This is a genomic window from Lacisediminihabitans profunda, assembly GCF_008040105.1.
Classification (GTDB): Bacteria; Actinomycetota; Actinomycetes; order Actinomycetales; family Microbacteriaceae; genus Lacisediminihabitans; species Lacisediminihabitans profunda.
On sequence record NZ_VRMG01000009.1, the window covers coordinates 360,275 to 385,964 of the forward strand.

The window sequence follows — 25,690 nt, forward strand, 5'->3', positions numbered from 1 at the left end:
GCATCCGGAGAGCTACGAACCCGCTTCATCGACGCCAGTCCCCAGTCGTCGGACAGCCACACGCACGGGTACGGGCGTCGAACCTCGACACAAGAATGGGATCGATCATCACACTGCAACTGCCGCCCGCATTCGAATTCGGCGTCGCGACCAGCGCCTTCCAGATCGAGGGAGCCTGGAATGAAGACGGCAAGAGCCCCTCCATCTGGGACACCTTCAGCCAGACCCCGGGGAATGTGCGCGGCGACGTGCCAGGCAATGTCGCCTGCGATCACTACCACCGCTATCCGGAAGATATCGCGCTGATGAAAGACCTGGGCATAGACACGTACCGGCTGTCGATCAGTTGGTCACGGCTCATGCCAGACGGCGTCGGCGCTGTGAATCAGAAGGGGGTCGATTTCTATAACCGGCTCATTGACGACCTGCTTGCCGCGGACATCCAACCGAATGTGACCCTCTATCACTGGGATCTGCCCCAGGTGCTCGAAGACCGGGGCGGATGGCCAAATCGCGATGTCGCGGACTGGTTCGGCGAGTACTCCGCCAAGTCCTTCGATCTCTTCGGAGATCGTGTGCACCGGTGGGCGACCCTCAACGAGCCCATTGCGCTCTGGGTCGGATACGCCCTCGGCGCCTTCGCGCCTGGGCTGCGAGACGAGAAGCTTGGCAGGCAGGCGATGCACAACGCGATGCTCGCGCACGGCAAGAGTGTGCAGGCGTTCCGCGCGGCCAACAACGCCGACAGTGAGATCGGAATCGTTCTAGACATCTGGAAGCGGCAGCCGCTCACCGAGTCTGCCGAAGATCGGGCGCTTGCCCACGAGGGCGAAGACGATGGCTTCCGATTCTTCCTTGATGCTCTGCGCGGCGGCGGCTACAGCGACCGCCTGAGGCAGCGTCTCGAGAGCACCGGCACCTTCCCTCACATCGAGCCGGGCGATCAGCAGCTCATCGAGACTCCCATCGACTATCTGGGGCTCAACGTGTACTCGCGCGTCGTAGTGGATTCGACTCAGCAGAAACCCGGGGCCTGGGCGGAGAGCCACCCGCAGCCCGGCGGCAACTTCCTCGAGAGCGGATCGGAGTTCTATCCGCGAGCGGTCTACGAGGCGCTCGAGATGGTGCGTGACGATTACGGCTGGAGCGGGCCCATCTTCATCACCGAGAACGGTGTTCCAGACGCCTCGGCTGCGACGACCGCGGATCCCCTCGACGACGCAGAGCGAATCACGTACGTCGCGGGATTCCTGCACTGGATCTCGGTGGCGATCGCCGAGGGGGCGGATGTGCGTGGCTACTACCTGTGGAGCCTTCTTGACAACTACGAGTGGGGAGCCGCGTTCACCTTCAAGTACGGGCTCGTGCGCGTGGATCCGGAGACCCAGGTGAGAACGCCGAAGAAGTCCGCCGGGTGGTACGCGAAAACCATCGCGGATCACAAAAGGGCTATATCGGCCAGCGCCGACTTTTCGCCTGCGCGGTGAGATCACCGACCCCGCGCCGGCAGATGTCGCTTCGGCATCCGTCTCCCCCATCGAGGCCGCCTACATCTCGGGTGGTCACTGCACCATGCTGCTCGCCCGCACGATCAGTTCTGGCTGAAGAAGGTGCCGACCGTGCTTATGGTTCTCGTCTCCAGCCACCTCCTGTTCGAGCAGCTCAAGCGCGGCACGCGCCAACGACTCCCGAGGCTGGCGGATGGTGCTGAGCGGCACCACAGTGGACGATGCGAAGTCGATATCGTCGTAGCCGACGATCGCGATGTCCCGGGGCACCGAGAGCGTGCGATCGAGGACCAGGGTCTGGATCAGGCCTATCGCGAGCAGATCGTTGGCTGCGAAGACGGCATCCGGCCTGTCTTCTTCGCGGAGCGCCAGGATTCGCTCGGCGACGTGCCTGCCTTCTTCAACCGTGAGGTCCTGTGTCTCGATGATGGAGAGCGTCACGCCGGGTGTCTCCTGCGCGGCGCGCGCTGCGCCGGAGACGCGGTCACCGATCTGGGAGAGCGGTCCACCGGCGACGACCAGCCGCCGCCGACCGGTCTCGACCAGGTGACGCACTGCGATGTATCCACCGGCAGCGCCGTCGAGTCCGACCGAACAGACCTCATCCGAGTCGATGTTGCCGTCGAACAGCACCACAGGGGTTCCACTCGCTCTCAATCGGCTCAGCCTCGGAGTGAGACCATGTTGCGGAACGATGAGCAGCCCACGCACACGCTGCTCATCGAACAGATCGATGTAGCGCTGCTCTCGGGCGGCGTTCTGATCGCTCGAGCCGAGCACGACGGTGTGGCCGACTTCTTCTGCCGCCGCCTCGAGTTCGTGGGCGAGGTCTGCGAAGAATGGGTTGGCGATATTGACGGCGACAAAACCGATTGCGGTTCCCCTGCCCATGCGAAGCTGGCGGGCCAGGTCGTTGCGCACGAAGCCGAGCGCCTGCATGGTCTGCTGCACCCTGGCGAGCGTCTTGGAGCTCACTTGATCGGGATGATTCAGCACGTTTGAGACGGTGCCCACCGACACGCCAGCAGACTGGGCAACGTCGCGAATGCCTACGTTGGCCCTCATGGGATGGGTGTCAGACTATTCATTGGGTAGGGTGCAGTATACCTGCGAGCAGGTGTCAGACAGTCCCGCGAAATCCCGCACGATGTCACGCCGTCGCCAGCACGACTGGCACATCCGCGGCGAACGCGTGATGGCCGTGTTCGACGTTCGCAATGTGGGTGCCATCCGGCAGTTCCACCGTCGCCGTAACGCCGATTGGCACCGTCACCTCGAGCTCGAAACGGCCATCGACAATTCTCCAGCCGACCTCGATCCGACCGTACGGGCAGTCGTAGGTGATTCTGCTGCTGTCGAGCCCGGCGCCGGGAACGGGCGCGATTCGCACCGTGCGACACGCCGGCGCGAGAGCGCTCAGGCCGCCGATCGTGCGGTGCATCCAATCCGCCACGGCCCCGAAGGCGTAGTGGTTGAACGACGTCATCTCACCCGGGTTCACGGAGCCGTCGGGCAGCAGGCTGTCCCAGCGCTCCCAGATCGTCGTAGCGCCGAGATCCACGGCGTAGAGCCAGCTCGGAAACGCCCGCGCGGTCAGCATCCGGTAGGCATGATCGGTTCGCCCCGCGATGGTGAGGGCATGCAGCACGAGGGGAGTGCCGAGAAATCCGGTCGCGACAGTGAAGCCCTGTGATTCGACGAGTTCGGCCAGACGCTCTCCGGCGCGGGATCGAACGGCGGCGTCATCGATCAGGTCCCAGGCGAGCGCCAGCGCGTAGACCGTCTGGCAATCGCTCGTGATGCGCCCATTGTCCTGCACATACGCGCGAGAGAAAGCGGACCGGATGCGCGCTGCAAGCGTCGCGTAGTGTTCTGCGTCCTCGGTCATCCCGAGGGCGCCAGCGCTGAGAGCGAGCAGATCTGCCGAGTGGAAGAAGTAGGCGGTCGCAACGACATCGGGGTCGGCCTGGGCCGCCGCTGGTTTGTCCGGTGGGGCGAGTGGATCGAGCCAATCGCCCAGCTGCTCGCCGCCACGCCAGAGCAGCTCGTCGCCGGCGAGCGTGCGCACACGTTCGACCCAGGCGGCCATGCTGGCGTACTGCCGACGCAGAATGCCGACGTCTCCATCGCGCTGGTACAGCACCCATGGGACGATCACCGCAGCGTCCCCCCAGCCGGCGAGGGCGGATTCTTTGGGAAACACCCGCGGAACGGTGGCAGGCACTGTGCCATCCGGCAGCTGGTCGAGCGCGAGCGTATCCAGCCATCCGCCGAGAAATGCTGAGACGTCGAAGAGGGTGGATGCCGTTGGCGCGAACACCTGGATGTCACCACTCCAACCCAGCCGCTCGTCGCGCTGGGGGCAGTCCGTCGGCACGTCGAGGAAATTGCCGACCATGCTGTTGACCACGTTCTGATGGAGCTGTGACAGCGACGGATCGGAGCACTCGAACCAGGCCGTTCTGGTCAGGTCGCTTCCGATGGTCACGGCTTCGATCGAGACTAGAGACCCGGGTGGCAGTCCGGCGATCTCGGCGTAACGGAAGCCGTGATAGGTGAGTTCCGGTTCGAGCAGCTCGTTCGCTCCGCCGGCAAGCACGTACCGATCGGTCGCTTCAGCGGAACGCAACGGGCGGACCGACAGTTCTCCGTCATCCAGAACTTCGGCGTGCCGCACCACGACCGTGGTTCCGGCGGGGGCTGTGACGCGCAGCCGCACCCAGCCGACGAGATTGCGCCCGAAGTCGGCGATGACGATGTCGGCGTAATCCTGCAGCGTCGCGGGGGCGATGGTCTCCAGCTCTCGCACGGGTGGGGCGACGGCGAGATCGAGTCGGCCGGTTTCGTCGTCGAGCCTCTCGACGGGTGCCGCAAGCGATGGTGCCGCCGGCATCCGCAGGTCAGTCGTCTGCCCGTCGTAGAAGTCATTGGCGAGGATCCGCGATGGTGCCGTTCGCCACTCGTCGTCAGTGCCGATCGTGACACGTCGCCCGTCTGCGTATTCGAGCTCAAGCTGTGCCAGCAGGCCGAGGCGGTCACCGTAGGGGCGCCCCCGGTGGATGGGCAGCGAGGCGATCCGGCCGCGATACCAGCCGTTGCCGACCAGCGCGCTGAGTTGGTTGTCACCCTCGTGCAGCAGGGTGGTCACGTCGTAGCTCCGGAAGCGAATGAGGCGGTCGTACGTGGTCCACCCTGGCACGAAGTGATCGCCCGACACCAGGTAGCCGTTGATGCGAGGTGTGACGATGCCGAGCGCGGTGACGTGCAGGCGGGCCCGGATGAGGCCGGAGTCCACCTCGAATGCGGTACCGATGATGGGCGCTGGATCGCTTGGGTCCGCGCCGGTCACGGGTGTGATCCAGCTCGCAGCCCAGTCGTCGGATCGCAGAAGGGAAGCCTCGACCGCGGCCGGCGGACTCCACGGGCTCCAGCCGCCAGGGCCGGAGACGCGCACCCTCAGCTCCGCACGATCGCGTGACTGGAGAGGCCTGAATGGCCAGTCCAGAAGAATCTGGTCGTCACCGTCCAGCCGGGCGATCTGCGTGCTGCCGTCCGGGTACCTCACCTCGACCTCGCTGCCGAGCTGATGCCATCCTGGGGGAGCCGCACTGATCCGCCAGGTGAGACGCGGCGATGAGACGCCAACGAACGTGACCGGTGCGTCGCCCGCGCTCCCTGGTATCGATGGGCTGGATAGCTCGAACCGGATCGGCGCATCGATACGCACGCCGACATGCACCGCGCTCGGCGCGGAGTCCTTGATCAATTTCGCCGCCTACTCTAGGCCGGTGCCGGTGATGCCGCGGGTGAACCACTTCTGGAACACGACGAAAACGACCAGCACGGGCACCATGGCGATGACGGCTGCGGCAAATCCGACGGAGGGCGAGATATTGGAGAACTGGGTGGTGGCGAGCGGAGCGAGCGCGAGGGTCAGCACCCTGGTCTGCTCTCCCGGGGCGACGAGCAGCGGCCAGATATAGAGGTTCCAGGCGGTGAGAAACGTCACAACCGAGTACGCCGCGACGATCGGTCTCGCCAGGGGAAGCGCAATGCTGAAGAATGTCCGGAACCAGCCCGCTCCATCGATGCGAGCGGCCTCGATCAGGCCGTCGGGGAGCGTCGAGAAGAACTGTCGGAACAGCAGCACTCCCACCGAAGCCTGCCCGGCGATCGGAAGAACCAGTCCGAAGAAGTTGCCGACGAGCCCCAGCTGCAGGGTCACGACGAAGGTCGGAATCAGCAGCAGGTTGGTCGGCAGCAGGACGGGGACCAGGAACAGCCCGAACACGATCTTCGAGCCGCGGAACTTGATCTTCGACAGCGCGAACCCCGCCGGCAGGCAGATGGCCAACTGAATGAGCAGAACGCTGCCAACGAAAGCGAACGTGTTGAAGATCGTGCGCGGGGTGAGGTAGCTCCAGGCCTGGGCGAAGTTGTCCCAGATCGGGGTGGTCGGGAACAGCCGCGGTGGGTACTGAGCGATGTCGTTGAACGACATGAGGGAACCCGACAGCAGGTAGAGCATCGGGAAGGCGATGATGAGGCCGAGCAGGATGATCGTCGAGTAGCGGCCGATGCGCAGACGGGTATGTCTCATCGTGAGAATCTCCTGGTGATGAGGCGGCCGAGGCCGATGACAGCGACGATGATGACCATCTGGACCACGGAGAGCACGCTGGCGTAGCCGACATCCTGATTGGAGAATGCCTGCCGGTACGCGTACAGGCTGAGAGCGGTCGTCGCGCCGAGTGGTCCACCGTTCGTCATGATCAGGGAGACGTCGAGAGAGCTGGCCACGTAGTTGACGATTTCAAGAATCGCCACCACGAAGGTCGTGGATGCCACGTTCGGCCAGGTGATCGACCACAGCGTGCGCCACGGTCCTGCGCCGTCGAGGGCGGCGGCCGAATAGATGTCTTCGGGCACGCGCTGCAGGCCGGCCAGATACAGAATGATCACAATGGGCAGGGCGAGCCAGACCATCATCACAACCAGGGCGGGTAAGGCCAGCGTGTCGGTGTGGAGGATGTCGATCGGCGGCAACCCGAGCAGGCGCAGCAGGGCGCCGATCGGCCCCTGCCGCGAGTCGTAGATGAATGCCCAGAGCACCGCGGAGACTGCCACCGAGAGTACGACCGGCACGAAGTAGAGAACCCGGAGGACACCGACGCCTGGCATGTTGGCGTTGATCAGAACGGCCAGCATGAACCCGAGGGCGATGGTGGGAACGACCCCGAGGAGCACGAAGAGCAGGGTGACTCCGAGAGAGTTCCACGCTGCTGAATCGGCGGCGAACTTCGCGAAGTTTGCGAGGCCGATGAATGAGGGGGTGTCGAAGAAGTTCCACTCGTAGAAGCTCAGCCCGACGCCGACGATGGTGGGGATGATGATGAAGAGAATGAAGAGGACGAGCGCCGGAGCGAGCAGCAGCCAGGCCGACGCGGCATCCGCTGCGCGGTATTTGGTCTTGGCACGAAGTTGTGACCGGGAGTGCCGGCGCAGAGCGCCGGCACTCCTTTTGGTCTCTAGAGCGGTCAAGGGTCTATTACTTCAACAGTCCGTTGAGTTCGTCCTGCGCGGCGGTGTACGCCTCTTTGATCGACATGCCCTTCAGCACTACCTGCTGCATAGCGGTCTGCAGGGCGGGTACGACCTTCGGCTGCACGGCATCCGGGATCGCGTTCGGAAGAATCGCGTTCGGAACGGACGCCTTGATCGTCGCGACGAAGCTCGCCGGGACCGGGGCGGCCTCCGTCAGCCACTTTCCGTTAGCGATGCCATCCGTTGTCGCGGGGATGACGCCATCGGGCTGCGCGGTCGTCATGCCGCCCTTGGTGGAGAAGAACCATGCCATGAACTGGTAGGCGCCCTCCTTGTTGTCCGACTTTGCACTGATGGAGAGCGAGTACGAGCCACCACCGGTGGTCGACTTGCCGTTCAGCTTCGGCATCGGGAGGATGTCCCACGCATCTTTGATCTTCTCGCGGAGCCCCGCAACACCAGCCGTCGAGCCGACTCCCATGGCGACCTGCCCGCTCTCGAGGAGGGTGTTATTGGTAGCGAGCGAGTACGGTGAGCCGAACTTGTCGGTGTACGGGGCGAGGATCTTCGTCCAGGCCTCGATGCCGCCCTCGTTCGCGAAGGTGAACTTCTTCGTGGCCGGGTCGTACAGGTTGCTGCCGAGGGCCTTCAGCACCGGATAGAAGGTGAAGACGGGGCTGCCGTCGCCGACCGGGGTCTTGATCCCGAACACCTTTCCGCCCGACTTCTCGGTGATCGCCTTGGCCGAGGCGTACATGTCGTCGAGGGTCCAGTCTTTCGTCGGCACGGGTACACCGTACTTCTCGAAGAGCGCCGTGTGGATCGTGACGATGCCGGTGTCGGCACTCACCGGGATACCGGTGATGGTTTTGCCCACCTTGTACTGGTCGAGGAAGGCCGGAATGAAGCCCGAACCCTTCAGGCCGTCGTGACCGGAGTCGAGCCACGGCTTGATGTCGTAGAGCAGGTGGTTCGAGTTGAGCGTCTGGTTCAGCGAGTCGTAGTTGAAGATGATGTCGGGCAGGGACTTGCTGAGCCCCTGGGTGACGAGCTGCTGGATGTAATCCGGCTGAGCGTCAGGCACCGCCTTCACGGTGACGGTGAAACCCTTGTGGGTCTTCTCGAACTCCTTGGCGTAGCGTTCGAACTGCGGAACCAGACCAGAGTTCATCCCGATGAGGATGTTCTTGCCGGCCTTGGCGTCCGTGTTGCTGCCGCCGCTGCTGCTGCAAGCCGCGAGGCTTGCTGCTAGGACTGTCGCGACGGATAGTGCTGCGATCCGCCCGAAGAGGCGTTTTTTGGTGACCACTATGTCAACCCTCCTGTTACGTCGTTGTGATTGCAGAAGTGGGATCGGGGTCGATCCCGTTCCCGAGTGATTGCGCTCGGATGGATGAAGCATTGATACGTTTCAGTTCATTCCGAGTGTTGCACCCCTCCCTTCCGATGTCAACGACGATTTCGAGGCTGTCTGCCGGATTTGCCCTCCTTCGGCGATCGATCAGATGTGGACGCGGATGAATTCGCTCTCGAGAAACTCGTGGATTCCCGCGAATCCACCCTTCCTCCCCAGGCCGCTCTGCATGTACCCGCCGAAGGGCGCGGCCGGGTCGGAGATCACGCCCTTGTTCACGGCGACCGTGCCGGACTCCAGCGATTTTGCTCCTCGCATACCGGGCCAGATCGCTGGAGAACAGGTACGAGATCGGGCCGAACTCCCAGACGTTCGCCAAGGCGATCGCCTCATCATCCGAGGCGACGGCGACAACGGGAGCGACCGGACCGAAGATGTCCAGGGTCAAGATCGGGTTGTCCGCGTCAAGAGTTAGAACGGTTGCGGGGCAGAAGGCGCCCACTCCGGCGGGTCTTACGCCGCCCGCGAGAACCACTGCTCCGTGGACGATAGACGCATCCACGAGGCTCGCGATCTTGTCGTGTTCTGCGATCGAGACGCTGGCGCCGAGGCCGGCGCCGGCGGTCAATCCCGGAGCCATCCGGATGCTCGCCATCGCCACGGAGAGTCGCCTGGCGAACTCGTCGGCTATGGATCGAGACACGTAAAAGCGATTCGCTGCGGTACCTGCCGCACCGCCATTTCGGAGTTTCGCGATCATCGCACCGGCGACAGCCCTATCGAGATCCGCGTCGTCGAGCACGATGAACGGACCATTGCCTCCGAGTTCCATCGAGGTGCGGATCACCCGGTCCGACGCCTGTTTGAGGAGCAGCCGCCCCACCTCCGTCGACCCCGTAAATGAAAGGTTTCGAACTTGCGGGTCTCGCAGCATCCGTGTCATGCCTGCGTCGCCACGACGCGATTGCGCAGCGTTCCGATCCCCTCGACCGTGAGTTCGACAACATCGCCGGGTTCCAGCCACTTGCTCTGCTCGACGCCTGAACCGTGGCCGACCGTGCCAGAGCCGAATACCTCACCCACCCGTACCAGTTCGTCGCGGGAGGCGTAGGCGATCATCTGCTCGAATTTCCAATGCATGTCGGCGCTCGAGCCGTCGGTCCAGTTCACGCCGTTCACGAACGCGGTCATCCTGAGGGCGTACGGGTCTCCAAGCTCATCCGCCGTCACGACGACAGGCCCGAGCACATGGGCCCCCAGGAAGTCCTTGCCCTTTGCCGGGCCGAGGCCCACCGTCATCTCAGCCTCCTGGATGTCTCGTGCGGAGAAGTCGTCGTAGACGGTGTACCCGAAGATATAAGAAAGAGCATCCTCTTCGGGGATATCGACCCCCGCGCGCCCGATGATCGCGGCGAACTCGAACTCGAGATCCAGCCGATCGGCATAGGTCGGAATGGCCACGTCCTGCTCGTGGGCGCCGACGGCGGAGGGGTTGCCTTTGTAGTAGACCGGGCGGCGATACCACTCATCCGGTATCTCGCGTCCGAGCTTCGGGAAGACGTTGAGGAGGTGCTCTTCGAAGGCCATGAAGTCGCGCAGAAGAGGCGGATCGCTGATCGCGGGGAGATGGGTGATCTCGCTCGCGTCGTAGCGGATGCGTGCGCCGTGTGGATCGCGGTCCCAGCCGCGCTCGAGGGCGGTGGCGAGCGCCTCGTCGGCCAGGCCGCGTGACCTGGCTCCGCCCTCGATGAAACCGAGAAGAGAGCTCGGTACGAGGGCGGCGGCGATTCGCCGCGCACCCTCGTCAGCGATATGTTCCGCGGCCAGCAGAGCTCGGGTCGCGGCACCCAGATCCACGAGTTCGCCGGTGTCGGCGTCGCCAGTCACCAGCGCGCCGAGATGGGCGACCCTGCCATGGTGGCCAGCTGTCTCGAATGAGACGAGCTTCATCCGATCACCTGGCGGTACAGTTCACGCTCCCGCTTCTCGAGCAGTGGCACGATGATGCCTTCGATGAATTCTGCGAAGTGCGGGGTTTCCCGGTGCGCTGCAACCGCATCCTCGTTCTCGTACACCTCATACAGGCAGTACAGGTTCTCGTTCTCGGGGTCGACGTTCGCGTTGTACAGCAGGCACGCTGGCTCGTCCGCCTTTACGCGCTCGGCCATTTTGCGGAGGGTTTCTTCGACACGTGGGGCGTTGCCTGGTACTACGTAGTAGCGGGCGATCAGGGCTGAAGTCATGCTGCGGTCACTTTCTCGTTGGGTGGTGCTGGTTGGGGTCGTTGTCGATAAGGGTGGTGAGCCGCGGCTCCGCGACGAGCGTCGCGAGGTTGTCGCCCATGATGCCCGCGAGCTGGCCTGGCGAGAGGAAGTCGGCGTGCGAGAGCACGGCTTCGATCGACTGTCGGTAGGTGAGATGGTCGCGGGAGGCAGGGAAGTCGCTGCCCCAATAGAGCCGCTCGGAACCGAAGCCGTCCACAATTGCGCGGAAGATCTCCTGGGCCTCCGGATACGGAAACTCCCAGTGTTCAGAAGCGTTGTAGTTGAAGCCCGAGATCTTGACACCGACGTTCGGCAGATCGCCGAGAGCCACGAGGGCATCGAACTCTACCGCCGACGACGGATGCGACATGTGATGGATGAGCACAGGCAGCCCGGGGTTCGCGGCGGCGACGGGTCGAAGGTCGCCGAACCAGGCGGCCGAGAGCGCGAGGGAGGCGATGAGTCCCGAGTCGGCGGCGAATCGAAAGAACTCACCAGCGTCATCGGATGCGAGCCAGCCGTCGTTGGCATCGGGCGTCACATAGTGGGTGAACCCGCCGGCGCCGGTGCGCTCGATCTCGGCACGCAGACGGTCGGCGGCACCCGGGCTGTGATGCTCTTCGCGCCACAGGCAGTCCACATCAACCCACGGCGTGATGCGGTCGGGATGCGCCGCGGCGAACCGCGCGACGTAGTCGTTGTTGTCGTCGTTGGCAAAGCCAGCGCCGCCGGCGCCGCCACCGATGCGGGCACACACCACCGCGGCACGTTCGACGTCGTGCGTGTCCATCTCGTACAGCAGTGCCTCGATGCTGCCGCGTGTCTCCGGATCGGGCACCGCGGTGTCATACGGCCAGCGGCGCCAGGCGTGGCAGTGTGCATCGAAGAGCATCTCAGTTCCCACGGCCGGCAACGACGCGATCGGTGATCTGCGCGCGCGGCTCGATGCCGGCGGAGAGACGCTCCAACTCGTCCACCATGAGAGCGAAGAACCGCGGCTGTGCTTCAACGGTCACCCCGGCGATATGTGCCGAGAGGAACACGTTCGACATCCCCCGTAGCGGAGAGTCGACGGCGAGAGGCTCCGGGTCGTGCGCGTCAAGGCCAAACCACGTGTCGCCCTGCTGCGCTCGCGCTATCAAAGCCCGGACATCCACGACGCTGCCCCGCGAGACATTGACGAACACCGCACCCTCGCGGAGCAGGGCCAACTCGGCCTCGCCGATCATCCCCGTGGTGTGCGGGGTCGCGGGAGCGAGACAGACCACGACGTCCCGCCCCATCACCGTCGCAAGCGAGGCGAAATCGACGCGTTGCGCATCTGCGAGCTCGCGGGGCGCGTACGGGTCATAGGCGATGATCGGGCACTCGAACGGTGCGAGGAATTCGCGCAGGCGCCAGCCGATGTGACCGAACCCGATCAGGCCGACCGTCTTGCCCGTGAGCTCCCGGCCGGGAGGCCTCGTGCGATATTCGCTCTGGCTCATGTCGTGACCTGCGATGATCTCGCGAAAGCGCGCATTCTGGCGCAGCCCTATCAGCATCAGGGCAAGCGCCCACTCGGCGACCGGCCACGACGACGCATGGGTGGTGTCCACGACCAGCACGCCGGCGGCACGCGCAGCGGCAACATCGATGCGGCCGGCGAACCGATCACCCTCGATGTCGCCGACGAGCCTGAGGTTCGGCGCGGCGGCAAAGACGCGTGAGGTCACGCGCGGGGCGCCGTGGAAGACGAGGAGGACGTCTTTGTCTGAGGCGAATTCTGCGAGGCGATCGTCGAGCTCGGGGACGACCGGGATCTGCCCCCAAGGGTCGCCTGGCGCCTCGAAGTCGGCGAAACTGATTTCGGCGATCGTGCCGAGGCGGGTGAGGTCGCCCTGGCTGATGTAGTGGTCGCGGAGGCCGGGGTGACAGGCGATTCCGACCTTGAGCTCCGCGGTCATCGGTATGCCACCGATCCGTCCTCACGCAGAGCAGGGGAGATGGCAAAGACGCCGACGCGAGCACCCACCAGCGCCGCATCATTCAGCTCCATCCCGAGGCCGGGGGCGTCGATGGGATAGAGATAGCCGTCAACCAGCGGTGTGATCCTATTCACCATCGACAGGACCGGCTCAACATCCTGTTCAACATGTTCCTGCACCTCCCAGTTCGGAATCGTGATCCCCAGATGCACGTGCGCCATAGTCGCGACCGGACCGGATGGCACGCAATGTGGAATGACGCCGATGTGGTGCGCCTCCGCCATCGCGCAGATCTTGCGCACGTGAGTGAATCCGCCGGCGATGCCGACGTCGGGGCGAATGAACGAGATCCCGGCATTCTCGATGTACTCCCGGAACTCGTAAATCGTGGTGTTGCGTTCCCCGGCAGCCATCGGAACGGTCACCTTCGCCGACACCTCGCCGAACGCGATTGCACTGTCGGGCGGGATCGGATCCTCGACGAAGAGTGGCCGGAACCTGGCGAGTTCTGTGATCAGGGCGATGGAGTTGCCTGGCTGCATGTTCCTGTGCAGTTCGATGCCGATATCCATTCGATCACCGACAGCGTCCCGGATGGCGCCGAAACGCTCCACGAGGTCGGCGGTGCGCTCGGCATGCCGCATGCCGTGGTGCTCGGGTTGGAAGAGCAGCACCTTGATCGCCGTATAGCCGGCCTGCTGGGCTGCGACCGAGGCGGCAACGACCTCGTCGGTGGTTCCTGTCTGCACCACCTTCATGGCGCGAACACCCTTGCGCGAACGGCCGCCGAGCAACTGCCACACCGGCTCCTCGAAGCGCTTGCCGCGCAGGTCCCAGAGTGCCTGGTCGATCGCGCTGATCGCGCCCCCCAGGGTGATGCCGCGCCAGCCCAGTGCACGGTATATGCGCAGCCAGTGGGCTTCGACATCCATTCCGTCGGCGCCCACCAGGTAGCCGCTGATCGCTTTCAGCACTTCGACGACGGCGAGCGGGAACGCGAAAGCGGTCGACTCGCCGATGCCGGTCAGGCCAGACTCGGTGGTGAGGCGCACGAAGACGGAGGTGTTGGACGCGAAGGTCTCGACCTCGGCAATGCGCATGGATTCGGTCACGATAGCCCCGCCGGGTAGATGTAGTCGGGGGCGAATCGCTCGCTCGGCGGACGGATGAGTTCGACGATCATCGAGATTCCCGGTCGCTGCAAGTAGGCGAACCGACCGTCTGCGCTTGCACCGAACCGGCCGCTTTGGAGGAGTGCGAACCCGCGTTCGACGAGGTCGGCAACGGCGGCCTGGTGATCATCGACGACGGCTCCGACGTGATTGAAGCCCTCCCCGGTCGCGTCGAGCTGGTCGGCGAAGATACTCGGGCCATCGATGGGCTGGACGAGTTCGAACTGCAGCTCGCCCGACATCGCGAGCGCGTGCCTGAAGGCACAGGGCACCGCGGTGCCGTGATAAACCGCGTCCAGGAGGTGGGGCGGCTGCATCGTCCACACTCGCCAGGGCCCGATCCCCAGGTCGTCGGCCCAGTGGCGCACTGCGGCGTCGAGGTCACGCACCACGAACGCGGTCTGGTGGAATCGCAATCGCTCGCTCACCGCGCGCTCGCAGCCAGCGCCTGGTCGATGGAGTCCTGGTAGGCGTGCACCGTTCCGTCGAGCACCTCGTCGACCGTGATCTCGCGGCCGGCCATGCCGGATTCCAGGATGGCGAGCACGACAGCAAGGGCACGCAGGCCACCCGTCCCGTCCACCTCCGGCGCGCGCCTCGACAGCACCGCATTGGCGAAGTCATCGATCTCGACGGCGAGGTAGCCGGAGTCCACGACCGACCACGGCGCCCCCTTGCCGCCCGTTCCGTCCGGACCGAGCACCGCGATGGTCGCCTCAGAGAGCCGCAGGTGATCCCCGACGGCCTCGGCCAGTGCCGCGCCGGTGAGCACGCGGTCGCCCAGGGTGACGACGACGTCACCGTCCGTGCGGTCGGGCGGAATCGACATCGATCCTCGCGTGCCGTGCACCGTGCGTTCGCTGAAGTGGATGCCGGGGCCAGACGGCAGATAGGCGAGTTGCACGTCCACATTCGAGCGTGTGCGCAGCGAGGCGAGAATCGAGTCCTCGCCATCCGCCACTATCGCATCGCCGCCATCGGCCGGGAAGCGCAGTGGCTCCGCGATGATGCCCCTGCCCCACACCCGCTCGACCGGACCGAGCAGGTATTCGATGATGTCGGCATAGTGGATGGCCATGTCGAGCCCGATAGCGCCGCTCGCTTTCAGGTGTCGCCACTTGCTGATGATGACGTTGCTGTCGCCTCCGACGCGTACTTCACGCATGAGATGAACGGTGCCGAGAAGTCCGGCATCGAGCACGGACCTGGCGAGACGGTTCGCGCCGCCGCGCCGGTAGTTCTCGCCGGTGGCGAGAGTCATGCCGGTGCGCTCGGCGGTGTCGATCATCGCCAGGGCAGTGCGGACGGTGAGTGCGAGCGGCTTTTCGCACAGGACGTGTCGGCCTGCCTCCATCGCCTCAATCGCGATGGAGTGATGAGTTCTCGGGTCGGTGACGATGTCGATGGCCTCGACCGCCGGGTCGCGGAGGAGTGCAGCCAACTCGGTGTACACGCTCGGTCGGTGCCCGAGCAGGCGCTCGGCCTCGTCGGCCGCGCGCTCAGCTGTCTGCCGATCCAGATCCAGTATCGCAACGACGTCTGCCTTCGACACTCCGGACGAGTGAAGTGCCGCGTAGCCGTGCACATGGCGAGTGCCCATGAAGCCCGCCCCCACGAGAGCTACGCCGAGCCTTCGCACCGAACGCCTCCTTGCGAATGTCGATGATGCACGATCGTATCTGAAACGTTTCGACTTCGCTACGGAAGATGGATTATCGGCCAGACGTCATCGGGTGCGAGTCACGTGCCGGACAGCATCGGCCGAACATCCTCGGCGAGGGTACGTAGCGAGTCCCCGAGCGGCCAGTCCATGAACCAGCACACGACCTCATCGACGCCGAGTGCGCGATAGGCGGCGAGCTTCGTCGCCACCTCGTCCCGTGTCCCGATAATGAAGTTGTCCAGGCAGGATGTCGTGAAGGCATCGGGATCATCGATGGCGGTTCCGTTCGGAAACATGTCCGAGGTCGCAAATCCGAGCGGCGCACGATCCCGCAACTCGGCCCACCGCGTCATCCAGCCGTCCCAGCCGGACGCGTCGTCGAGCACGAGCACCTGGGTTTCGAGGCTACGCCGGAGCGTCGCTGGATCCCGCCCGATCGCCTGGCACGCCAGGTCGATGCGGGCGGCCTGAGCCGCGTATTCGGTGAGGGAGGCAGGCAGTGCGTTCCAGCCGTCCGCACTCGCTGTGATCAACCGCACGGCCGAATCGCTGAGAGGCCCACCGAGCCAGATGGGAACGTCGTGGGCGGGCACAGGCGTACTCAGCGCGCCCTCCAGCCGGTAATACACGCCAGCGTGGTCGACGGGCCGGCCCGTCCACAATGCGCGAATAACGTCGGTGGCCTCCGCGAGTCTCGCGATCCGGCGGTCTTCATCCGGCAACCAGTCGAATCCGTAGCTCGTGTGCTCCCGCTCGCGCATCCCGTGCGAGATGAAGAGCTCGAAGCGGCCGTCCGCGATCACGTCGACTGTCGCTGCCATCTTTGCGATGAGCGGGGCAGCCCGAAAGCCGATTCCGAGGTGATTGTTGACAAGCCGGATGCGTGTCGTGGCGCCTGCTGCCGCGGCGAGAGTCGTCCAACTCTCGAGGAACTCGCCATCGCGCCCATGAAAGAGGTGGTCAGAAAACCAGACGGAGTCGTAACCGAGCGCCTCGGCAGAGCGGATGGCTTCGAGCGTCTGGGGCCAATCGAGCTTCTCGAGGCTGGGGGTGCGCATGGCCGGGATGCCGGGGGCGGCGAACAGGGGAGCAGCCAGTCCCAGCCGAAGGGACTGCGTGCTGCGGTCCGGGTCAATGGTGGTCATGGCACCCTCTTTCTGAAACGTTGTGGATCGTGATCTGGGGTCGAGATCACCAGGTTCGCGGCGCACTGGTCCAACCGATTCGACCGACGCGGAAGGAGAATCGTCGTGGAACCGGCGGCAGCGGCACGGGTGGCCCCAGCGCCGTATCGAACTCGTCCGTCCAACGGATTCCGACCATGACTTCGACCACTCTCGATCGCCCCTCCCAGCCGTCGAGCTCGACAGCCACGCGATTCCAGGCGATCGGAAGCGGCCGCGCGACCGACTCACGATGCTCGCCGTCAACGCTCGTGAGTCGCATCGCGACGCGCACCGCCCGCCCGACGATCCCCGAGTTGTCGACATCGAAACTCGCGAAGGCGAAGGACGCCTCGGAGAGATCGAGCGGCCCGTCCTGCTCGAGAACGAGCCACTCCGTCTCGCCCGCAGCGAAGTCGGGAATGCTGACGTCCAGCGTCGGCGCGGCTATGGGTTCGTGAAAGACGGGAGTGCAGATGAGATCGGTGTCCGCAACGGACACCGTGGTTTCGCGGTTCACCGTCGTCCACCGGCTGGAGTTGCCGTCGGAGAGCCACACCTCTCCGACATCCGCTCGCTTCTTCGGTGGCCGCGCCACGACCGGTGCCACAGCGGTCGCGCGATATTCGACCGTCACTGCATGCTCCCCGGAACCCACGATGACGAATCTCCGGCCAGAGTCATCCGTCTGTGTCCTGGCGGGTCGGTCGTCGAGCATGACCGCGTTCGCGCCCGGGCAGGTGACCTCGGCGATGCTGCCAACGGGCACGGTGAGTTCGGCCCGGTAGACGCCATCGGCCAGATGCCACGACGCCGTGATCGTGCCGCGTGCCGTCTCTCGACTGAACTGTGAACTCGTTACGGCCGACAGCAGTCGCGGGTCGAGAGCGAACCGCCGGAATCCCGGTTCGAGCAGGCGGAGGCCTGCGACATCCCGCCACACCCAGGCGGCAAACGGCGCCGCGAGACCGATGTGATCGAGCGAGGCTACCCCGATGTTGTCGTTGTCGATCCACCAGGTCTCCCAGAAAGTACCTGGTCCGTCGATGAGCATCGCGCCGATTCCGGGCTGCTCGGTTTGACGCACCGCGGCGAGCAGGCTCGAGCCGCCATCCGCGTCGGCGAGTGCGCGAACGACAGCCTTCGTCGCGGCGAATCCGCTCGCAAGTCGATCGCCCCTGGCGTGCACAGCCGCCGCCAGGCGAGCGCGCAGTCCTGGGATGTCCAACGGGTCGGCGAGCCCCGCGACCAGCGCCACCGCGCTGGACCCTTGGGAGTCGTTGCCCCAGGTGCCTTCGACGGGATCTCGCAATTGCTCTTTCGCCCGCGCGATGACGGCATCCGCTTGCGAACGTCGCGTCGCCGCAGCCTGCGCATTGCCGACAGCCTCCTCGATGTCGCCCAGGGCGCGCAGCGAAACCACGACGGCGCCGGTCTGAAGAAGCACGGGGGGCGTCTGTTCGAGGGCGAGCCAGTCGGCGCCGTAGCTGATGGCGGCATTCCTGACCACTCCGTCGACGAGTGTTCCGAGTTGCCAGTCAGCCCATCGCCGCATCGTGGGAAGAAGCGGTTCGATCTGCCAGGCATCCCCGGTGGTGCGCCAGAGCTGCCACGGGATCTCTGTGATGACCGACCCCCAGACGGGGTCCGGCGGCTGCTCGCCGAATGCACCCTGGAGCTGCGGCGAGATGCCGAGGATGCCGCCATCAGTTTTCGCGTCCAGTGCGACGTCCGCGAGCCAGTTGCGGTACACGCCAGCCATGTCGAGGTGAGAAAGTGCCGCCTCGGCGGAGACCGAGGCATCCCCCGTCCACCCGCCTTGCTCCCGGGTGGGGCAGTCCTCTGGGAGCCCGTGTGTGTTGTTGAGCTGGGTGCGCACGGCGTAATCGACCAGGCGGTCGAGTTCTTCGACGCTTGTCGTCAGGGTGCCCACCCGTTCAACGTCGGAGTGCAGGACGCGTGCGGACACCGCGACCGTCGCCGCGTCGTCGAGTCCCGCGACCTCGACGTATCGGAAGCCATGCACTGCGAACCATGGGGTCGCTTCGACGTGCTCTGAGTCGCAGACGACGGCGAAGACCTGGCGTTCGCGGTGGCTGTCGTCTGGCAGACGGATATTGGTGGTGTCTACCCGGCCGCCAGGGGTGAGCTTCTCGCCCTGGACGGAGGTGATCCGTTGACCGACGCTCACGCCGTCGAGCCTGAGTTCTACGCGCGCGGAGACGTTTTCGCCCAGGTCGAATACGCGGATGCCGAGAGTCGGTCGCCCGATCAGCGACCCGATGACAGTTCGTACGACGCGTACCGGCGGCCCGACGTTCGGAACCACGATCGAGGGGGAGGCCGGTGAAGCGTCATGAGGGACCACCTCCAGCGGAGTACGCACGGCGCTCGGTTGCACGGCACCCGCGTCGTGCTCTTCGAGATAGAACGGTTCATCCACGGCCAGGCTGGTCGGAGTGCTTGTCCAGTCGCGGGATGTGCCGACGACGAGCTCCGTGCCGTCTGCAAACGAGACGCGCAGCTCGGCCAGCACCCGTGGGCGATCGAGCACGAGCCTGTAGTGACCGAGGGATGCGACGACCGACAGCACGAACGGACCATGCGAGGCGACAACCAGGTCGGTCACGTCATAGGTCCTCGCGGTGGCGCGCGATAGCGACGAGTCGGTGGGGTCGAGTTCGTCAGGGCCGACCGCGGTTCCGTCGATCGAGATCCGCGCCGGCCCCCAGCCGGCGATCGAGACGCGGGCCGAAGCCACCGCCGAGGAGGTCTCGGGGCATACGTCAATGCTGGCGGAATGAGTGGGCGGGGGAGCGATCCACTCGGCGTTCCAGTCCGCGAGGGAGTACGCGGCACTGTCGAGGGGAACGACCGGTGCCCAGTCGGAGATCGTTCCGCGGTCATCCCGAATCCGCACCGTCCAAAAAATGCGAGAGTGGGGCGGGATCGGCCTGCCGCCCCAGACAACGCCGGAGTTTTCGACCGAGTCGACCATTCCGCTGTCCCAGACGTCGGGGGATGTTTCCGGGCGATCCTGAGTCGACGCCACGACCTGATACCCGGATTGCTGCAGGCCCGTCCTGGTCAGAGGCACCACCCACGACAGTCGCGGGCTGTCGACAGAGACGATGCTGAGCATCCGAGAGCCCCCGGTGGATGGCGGGAGCGCGTCTGCTCGCAGCCTGACGGGGGCAGGAGCCTCTTGAGGGAGGGGATTCACGAGGGCTGGGCGACGTTACAAAGCTCGAGAACAGCCGGCCCGGTAGCGGTGGGGCTCATCGACACAGCGGGAGACCTCCTCGTCGAGTGCGATTGAATCGTTTTAAGAATCGCAGTGCCGACTCTATGATGGTCGCGTCGCATCCGTCAAGCCGGTCAGCGCGCTGTGCCGCAATTCCGGTCGGAATCGTCCCTTGCGGGCACGGCGCAGCCAGCGAGCGCGGCTGTACCCCTACGAACCGGATGCTGTTCGGGGTCGCAACACGGACCCATGCCGAGCGCAAGAACCACGCCGACGAATCGAGAACAAGCGCGACTGTAGTGCTAGGTCCGCCGCGAACTCTGGCGAACGATCAGCTCTGGCTGGATGACGATGCTTCGCACCGGCAGCGGCTCCGCCGACTCCGCCTGGTCCCTCACCAGATCCACGGCGCTTCGTCCGAAGACCTCCCGTGGCCGACGGACCGTCGACAACGGTACCGCCGCAGACGCGGCGAAGTCGATGTCGTCGTAACCGACAACGGCGATGTCCTCTGGGATGCGGATGTCCGAGCCCGCAGATATCGCCTGCATGATTCCTATAGCCAGCGAGTCGTTCGCGGCGAAAATGCCGTCGGGCAGATCCTGTCGCCCCTTGCTGAGCAGGTGCTCGCCCGCAGCGAGCCCAGCGCGGACGGAGCGCTCGACGGTGGGGATGATCGTGAGCCGGACACCGGAATGCGCGTCGACCGCGGCACGGGCGCCGCGAAGTCGCTCAGCGATTTGATGGATTTGGACCTCGCCCCCGATGAAAGCTATCGACCGACATCCTTGTTCGATCAGATGCGTGACGGCCCGCTCCGCTCCGAGGAAGTCGTCAACGGATGTCGAAGAGAAACGATCGGTCTTGCCGTACGCGTCGACGAGAACCGTCGGGATTCGCCGCGTGAACAGCAAGTCGAGTTCGCGTTGCCGGGTCATCCCCGAGGCCAGGATCACTCCGTAAACCCGCTGTTGGGCGAACATTTCGATGTATTGGCCCTCCCGTTCTGGGCTGCCATTGCTGCTGACGATGAAGAGGAAGAGCCCGTTCTGGGCGGCGCGCCGTTCCATGGCGTCAGCGACGTCCCCGAAGAAGGGGTTGTTCAGCTCGAGTGCGACGAACGCCAGCGTTTTGCTCTCACCCGCGCGGAGCTGTCGGGCTGCCTCGTTGCGCATGTAGCCGAGGTCCTTGATTGCCTTGCCGATGCGTTTTTTCGTGTCGGGCGCCACCCGGTGCGGGGTATTCAGATACTTCGAGACTGTGCCGATGGACACATTCGCACGCGATGCCACATCCCGAATGCTGACCACTGTACCGCTCTCCTGATTAGTGCGACCCGAACGGCCGTCATAGTGACCCGATCATATCGTTTACTCAAACTTCTAGCACTGATTGGACTGCGAGCCGGGCATCCAGAGTGGCCATCAACTGTGATACGTTTCACCGCATGCAGCGCACGCTGACAATGGCGTCAATTGATGAGGACATCACCAGAAATGATTCGACCGAGCGACATTGGCTCCCTCGATCGCGCGGCGTCGAATGCCATCGGCCGTCACCGTGTCAACTCACCCTATGGACTCGTGGCGGACAGACAGTCTGCAGTGCGAGCGACTGGTGAGAAGGACGTCGCGACCGTCGCGTCGAGCACGCCGATGCTCGGGTGGAAAGTTGATCCACGGTTCGGCCTTCTGGGCACGTCGGCATACGAGGTCGAGGTGCATGATGCCTCGGGCGAACTGGTTTGGTGCTCGGGAACAGTCGCGTCAAGCACCGCCGAGGTGGTCGTCGACCGTGAGCTGTCCCCCCATTCGGTTTATCAGTGGCGAGTGCGGGTGGCGGACCGCGGCCGGCAGTGGTCGCAGTGGGCCGGCTCGACCCTGGAGACCGGTCCGTTCGACTATTCGGATTGGCAGGCGCGATGGCTGTCGGTCGCCCATCTCGCCCGGGTCGTGACTCCGTTTCGCCTGTTGCGTCCCGTTGCCAGGGCCCGGCTCTACCTCACTGGCCAGGGGGTTGTGCGCGCCTGGGCGAACGGGGCCGCGGTCAATCCCGACAGGATGGATCCGACGAGAACTGACTTCGTGCGGGCCCTCTTCAGAACCTATGACGTCCTCGAATCCCTCAGCGCGGGGGAGAACACACTCACTTTCGTCGTCGGCCTAGGAGAGTGGGCGCGCACGGCCGAGTCCCCTCGGCTGCTCGCCGAGCTGGTGATCTGGCACGACGATGGCTCGATAACCCGCGTCGTGCCCGGAGTGGACTCCGAAGTGAGCAGGTCGGAGGTCGCGGTCGACGAGCCGTTCTACCTCGAGCGCCACGACCCGATCGCGTCCGCGACAGGGTTGACCACGCTCTCTGCTCCCGTCGTCCTCGAGCCGAAGGTGTTGCCGACGTCTGCCACGACTCCGCCTCTGGATGTTTCATCAGATCCGACCCCGCGGCTGCGTGCAGTCCAAACATTCGTTCCATCGGAAATCGCACGTTCAGCGGGTTCCCGGCTCTTCGACGTTGGTGTGAATATCGCGGGGCGATCGAAGCTCACCCTGCTGGAAAAGCTGCCAGTAGGGACTGTCATTCGGGTGCAGCACGGCGAGCACATCGGCTCCGACGGCCACATTGACACGACGAACCTCACGATGCCGTACGACCACGGGCGTGAACGCCAGGTGGTCGAGTACGTCTCCGGAGGTGCCGTAGGAGAAACGCACGAACCGTGGTTCGCATACTTCGGCTTCCGCTATCTGGAGGTGTGGGGTCTTCCCGATGACGTGCACGTGGGCGTCGCGGCGTACGCGATGCATACGGACCTTGCCTCGTCGGGGTCCATTTCGACCGACAGCCCGACGATCGATCGCCTGCTGACCACGGCGAGAAGGACGCTCCTGAACAACGTCCACGGTGTTCCAGAAGACTGTCCGACCCGCGAACAGGCGGCCTGGACGGGGGACGCGGCGTCTGTCGCCGAATATGAACTCGCGGCCTTCGATAGCGCAACCTTTCTCGACAAGTGGATCGCGGATCTCGAGACGAGCCAGCGGACAGATGGACAGCTGCCGGCAATAGCCCCCGACCTGCACTCGGTCCGCATGCCATCCGACCCGGTGTGGGGTTCGGCCCTGCATAGGATGCTGCACGGTCATCTGCTCCACTACGGAGACGCCCGGCTAGTGCGACGAGCGCTCCCGGCGCTGCGCAGATGGGCAGATTTTCAACTGGGCTGCGCTGATGACGACGGCATCATCTCGCGCTCGACAATCAGCTACGGTCACGACTGGCTTGCGCTCGAGCAGACGCCGCCTCCCATTCATCACACCGCTGCAGTGATCGAATGCCTGCTGGCACTCGCCGATCTCGAAGAGGCAATAGGGGAACCGGATGCCGCGGCACATCGTCGCGCGGCCGCCGACGGTCTGCGCGCCTCCGCCCGCCGCATGTTCTTCGACCCGGTGACGGGAACGTTTGGCAATGGCTCGCAGGGGTCGTACGCCATCGCGGTTGAGTCAGGAATCCTCACCGGCCGAGAGGCACATGAGGCAGGAGCGCGCCTCGTCGGCCTCATCCGGGAGCGGGGCAACCGGGTGTCGAGCGGCTTCGCCACGACCCGCAGCGTGGTTAGGGCGCTCACGAAGTTGGGGAGATCCCAAGTGATCTTCGACATCCTTCTGCAAACCGCGGAACCAGGTGTCGGTGCGATGCTGAGTTCCGGTCCCGGCACGTTCTGGGAATGCTGGTGGATCGATCCGACCAACACTGGCACGGGATCGCTCAATCATGTTGGGTTGGGCGGCCCCTTTGCCGCCTGGGCGTGGGAAGGGCTCGCCGGGCTCCGGCCCACCGCGCCCGGGTACACGAGATTTCGGGTCGCACCACAGTTCATTGACGGCGTAACACGACTTGAGCTTCGGACCGAAACCGTCCGTGGCGAGGTCGTGATCAGCTATTCGCGAGTCGCGTCGCTGGCGCGTGTCGAGGTCACAGTGCCCCCCGGCAGCGAGTGCACGCTGGCAATCGCCGGCCAGGCGGATGTCATCCTTGCGACCGGCAAGCACGCGGTCGAGGTCGAGGCACTGGTAGCCAGCCCTTCGATGCCACCAGGGGAAGTGACGCCGCGGTCCCGTTCGTTCATTGCTCCAGTGTCCGCGGATGTGGTTGGCTCACGTACTCTCCTCAGCGAGTCGGAGATTGTGCCAGGACGGGGCAATCCCACGCTCGAGACGCTTCCAACGCTCAAGTGCATGCCAATTCCGCACGAGCAGCCCGACCACGCTGTGCTCAAGGTGGTCGGTGCGGTTCACGGTGCGGCCGATGTCGCCCCGACGGTGACGGTCAACCTGAGCGCCCCCATCCCTGTTGCAGGAGCCATGTTCTTCTACGCGCTGATCGATCAGTGCATCGAGGGGCCGGATCGGATCGCAACGCCTTTCCTCCTGCTCAAGCTCAGCAATGAGGAAACGCGGCGGAGCTCGTCGCAGGGCTGGCCGGCGGGGTGGAATAGGGTCGCGATCGATACGGCCGGGCTAGACGAGAGCATCGAGGTTGTCTCGATCGAAGTCGGTTTGGAGTATGGCGAAGACCCCCCGAACAACGCGCTTGCCCTCTATCCGATCGAGAGCGGCATCCGTGCGGGATTTCATCTCGGTGAAATCGGATTCAGCACGGTGTCGCGGACATGGTGAGGCGGGAAAAAATGAATCGATTTATCCATGAGATCAACTTGACATTTGGCAAGGACATGAGTCAACATGGTGAAACGTTTTATTCCTGCAATCTCGATGGTGAGGCGATGAACTTGGTGGTAACGCTTGACGCTAAGCCCCGCATGGCATCACCGTTGGTCGGGCCGGAAAAACGGGAGCGGACTCCGCGCAGGCGGGCCTTTCGTTGGTGGGCCTATCTGGCTCTCCTGCCCCTGGCGCTCATCATCGGGTACTTCGCGTACTACCCGGCTCTCTCGGCCATTTTCTGGTCGTTCTTCCACTGGCAGCCGGCCGGGGTGTCGACCTTCATCGGATTTGGCAACTACGTCACGATGCTCAGCGACGGAATTTGGTGGTCATCGTTCAGGAATCTCGGCTTCATCTTCGCGTTCGGGGTAGTCTCCTGGATCTTTCCGCTGTTCGCCGCGGAGCTGCTCATCTCTCTGAAGAACGCACGCTGGCAGTTCGCCATGCGCACGCTCCTCATCATCCCGATGGCGTTCCCGGGTGTGGTCACCGCCCTCGTTTGGGGCTTCTTCTACAGTCCAAATGATGGTGTGATCAACCAGACCCTCAAAGCGATTGGGCTCAGCGGGTTGGCGCAGAATTGGACGGGGCAGAGCAGCACCGCGTTGCTCTCATTGCTCTTCGTCGGCTTCCCCTTTATCGCCGGCTTGCCCTTCCTGATCTTCTACTCGAGCCTGCAGAACATTCCGACCGAGGTACTTGAGGCAGCGCAGCTCGACGGCGTGGGGCGACTCGCGAGGTTCTGGCAGATCGATCTTCCGCTGATGGCAAGCCAGGTTCGCATCCTGCTGTTTCTCGCGATTGTCTCAACGCTTCAGTACGGCTTCGTCGCGTATGTCCTGACCGGAGGGGGGCCAGACAACGCGACGATGGTCCCGATCCTCAGGATGATCAACGTGGCGTTCCAGGGCGGTGACTGGGGTGCTTCAGCGGCCCTGTCCACGACCCTGTTCATTATCACCATCGCGATCAGCGCCGTTGTCGCAACCGCCCGCAGGCGCGGATCGGCAACGACCGACGGGGGTGCGATGTGATGACTTTGCGGTCCAGAGGATCACGCCAGATCGGGTTGAAAACAGTTCTG

Annotated in this window: 19 protein-coding genes; 3 read left to right on the forward strand and 16 right to left on the reverse strand. The window is 64.6% G+C overall.

What is annotated here, in order from left to right; genetic code table 11:
- Nucleotides 1-95 precede the first annotated feature (95 nt).
- Nucleotides 96-1,487 (forward strand): GH1 family beta-glucosidase, encoded by a 1,392-nt coding sequence (locus FVP33_RS15050; RefSeq protein ID WP_147784492.1) that lies wholly within the window; start codon nt 96-98, stop codon nt 1,485-1,487.
- Between the two features lie 75 nt (nt 1,488-1,562).
- Here the strand turns inward: FVP33_RS15050 and FVP33_RS15055 are convergent, their stop codons facing one another.
- The 16 genes from FVP33_RS15055 to FVP33_RS15130 all read right to left on the reverse strand — a co-directional run bounded on the left by FVP33_RS15055 (nt 1,563) and on the right by FVP33_RS15130 (nt 21,189).
- Entirely contained in the window at nt 1,563-2,573 is a 1,011-nt protein-coding gene (locus tag FVP33_RS15055) for a LacI family DNA-binding transcriptional regulator (protein WP_147784493.1), read from the reverse strand.
- An 85-nt stretch (nt 2,574-2,658) separates the two neighbouring features.
- The gene (locus FVP33_RS15060) at nt 2,659-5,274 is read right to left on the reverse strand and encodes a family 78 glycoside hydrolase catalytic domain (protein WP_246142358.1); all 2,616 of its coding nucleotides are present in this window, start codon (nt 5,272-5,274) and stop codon (nt 2,659-2,661) included.
- 9 nt (nt 5,275-5,283) lie between these two features.
- Complete coding sequence (locus tag FVP33_RS15065) at nt 5,284-6,108, reverse strand: carbohydrate ABC transporter permease (protein WP_147784494.1); 825 nt, start codon at nt 6,106-6,108, stop codon at nt 5,284-5,286.
- Entirely contained in the window at nt 6,105-7,049 is a 945-nt protein-coding gene (locus tag FVP33_RS15070; protein ID WP_147784495.1) for a carbohydrate ABC transporter permease, read from the reverse strand. The genes FVP33_RS15065 and FVP33_RS15070 overlap by 4 nt, the downstream gene beginning before the upstream one ends.
- Nucleotides 7,050-7,056: 7 nt before the next feature.
- Nucleotides 7,057-8,361 (reverse strand): extracellular solute-binding protein, encoded by a 1,305-nt coding sequence (locus FVP33_RS15075; protein WP_187270738.1) that lies wholly within the window; start codon nt 8,359-8,361, stop codon nt 7,057-7,059.
- A 16-nt stretch (nt 8,362-8,377) separates the two neighbouring features.
- Nucleotides 8,378-9,349, reverse strand: coding sequence for an aldehyde dehydrogenase family protein (locus FVP33_RS15080; RefSeq protein WP_222706742.1), 972 nt, complete (start codon nt 9,347-9,349; stop codon nt 8,378-8,380).
- Entirely contained in the window at nt 9,346-10,356 is a 1,011-nt protein-coding gene (locus FVP33_RS15085; protein ID WP_147784497.1) for a fumarylacetoacetate hydrolase family protein, read from the reverse strand. The genes FVP33_RS15080 and FVP33_RS15085 overlap by 4 nt, the downstream gene beginning before the upstream one ends.
- Entirely contained in the window at nt 10,353-10,649 is a 297-nt protein-coding gene (locus FVP33_RS15090; RefSeq protein ID WP_147784498.1) for a putative quinol monooxygenase, read from the reverse strand. The genes FVP33_RS15085 and FVP33_RS15090 overlap by 4 nt, the downstream gene beginning before the upstream one ends.
- A 7-nt stretch (nt 10,650-10,656) precedes the next feature.
- The gene (locus FVP33_RS15095; RefSeq protein ID WP_147784499.1) at nt 10,657-11,562 is read right to left on the reverse strand and encodes an amidohydrolase family protein; all 906 of its coding nucleotides are present in this window, start codon (nt 11,560-11,562) and stop codon (nt 10,657-10,659) included.
- Between the two features lies 1 nt (nt 11,563).
- A complete protein-coding gene (locus tag FVP33_RS15100; RefSeq protein WP_147784500.1) occupies nt 11,564-12,616 on the reverse strand; it encodes an NAD(P)-dependent oxidoreductase in 1,053 nt (350 codons plus the stop codon).
- Nucleotides 12,613-13,749, reverse strand: coding sequence for a mandelate racemase/muconate lactonizing enzyme family protein (locus tag FVP33_RS15105; RefSeq protein ID WP_147784501.1), 1,137 nt, complete (start codon nt 13,747-13,749; stop codon nt 12,613-12,615). The genes FVP33_RS15100 and FVP33_RS15105 overlap by 4 nt, the downstream gene beginning before the upstream one ends.
- Nucleotides 13,746-14,237 carry a VOC family protein gene (locus tag FVP33_RS15110; RefSeq protein ID WP_187270740.1) on the reverse strand — a complete coding sequence of 164 codons (492 nt, stop codon included), beginning with the start codon at nt 14,235-14,237 and terminating at the stop codon, nt 13,746-13,748. Before FVP33_RS15110 ends, FVP33_RS15105 begins: the two co-directional genes overlap by 4 nt.
- The gene (locus tag FVP33_RS15115) at nt 14,234-15,448 is read right to left on the reverse strand and encodes a Gfo/Idh/MocA family protein (protein WP_147784503.1); all 1,215 of its coding nucleotides are present in this window, start codon (nt 15,446-15,448) and stop codon (nt 14,234-14,236) included. Before FVP33_RS15115 ends, FVP33_RS15110 begins: the two co-directional genes overlap by 4 nt.
- Before the next feature lie 101 nt (nt 15,449-15,549).
- Nucleotides 15,550-16,617, reverse strand: a complete 1,068-nt coding sequence (locus tag FVP33_RS15120) for an LLM class flavin-dependent oxidoreductase (RefSeq protein WP_187270741.1) — start codon at nt 16,615-16,617, stop codon at nt 15,550-15,552.
- 46 nt (nt 16,618-16,663) lie between these two features.
- Nucleotides 16,664-19,777 (reverse strand): family 78 glycoside hydrolase catalytic domain, encoded by a 3,114-nt coding sequence (locus FVP33_RS15125; RefSeq protein WP_147784505.1) that lies wholly within the window; start codon nt 19,775-19,777, stop codon nt 16,664-16,666.
- A gap of 404 nt (nt 19,778-20,181) precedes the next feature.
- Nucleotides 20,182-21,189 (reverse strand): LacI family DNA-binding transcriptional regulator, encoded by a 1,008-nt coding sequence (locus tag FVP33_RS15130; protein ID WP_147784506.1) that lies wholly within the window; start codon nt 21,187-21,189, stop codon nt 20,182-20,184.
- Between the two features lie 186 nt (nt 21,190-21,375).
- Between FVP33_RS15130 and FVP33_RS15135 the strand changes: the two genes are divergently transcribed.
- Together FVP33_RS15135 and FVP33_RS15140 are read left to right on the forward strand one after the other, a co-directional pair.
- Complete coding sequence (locus FVP33_RS15135; protein ID WP_484140799.1) at nt 21,376-24,558, forward strand: family 78 glycoside hydrolase catalytic domain; 3,183 nt, start codon at nt 21,376-21,378, stop codon at nt 24,556-24,558.
- Between the two features lie 11 nt (nt 24,559-24,569).
- Nucleotides 24,570-25,640, forward strand: coding sequence for a carbohydrate ABC transporter permease (locus tag FVP33_RS15140; protein ID WP_222706743.1), 1,071 nt, complete (start codon nt 24,570-24,572; stop codon nt 25,638-25,640).
- The last annotated feature ends 50 nt before the right edge of the window (nt 25,641-25,690 follow it).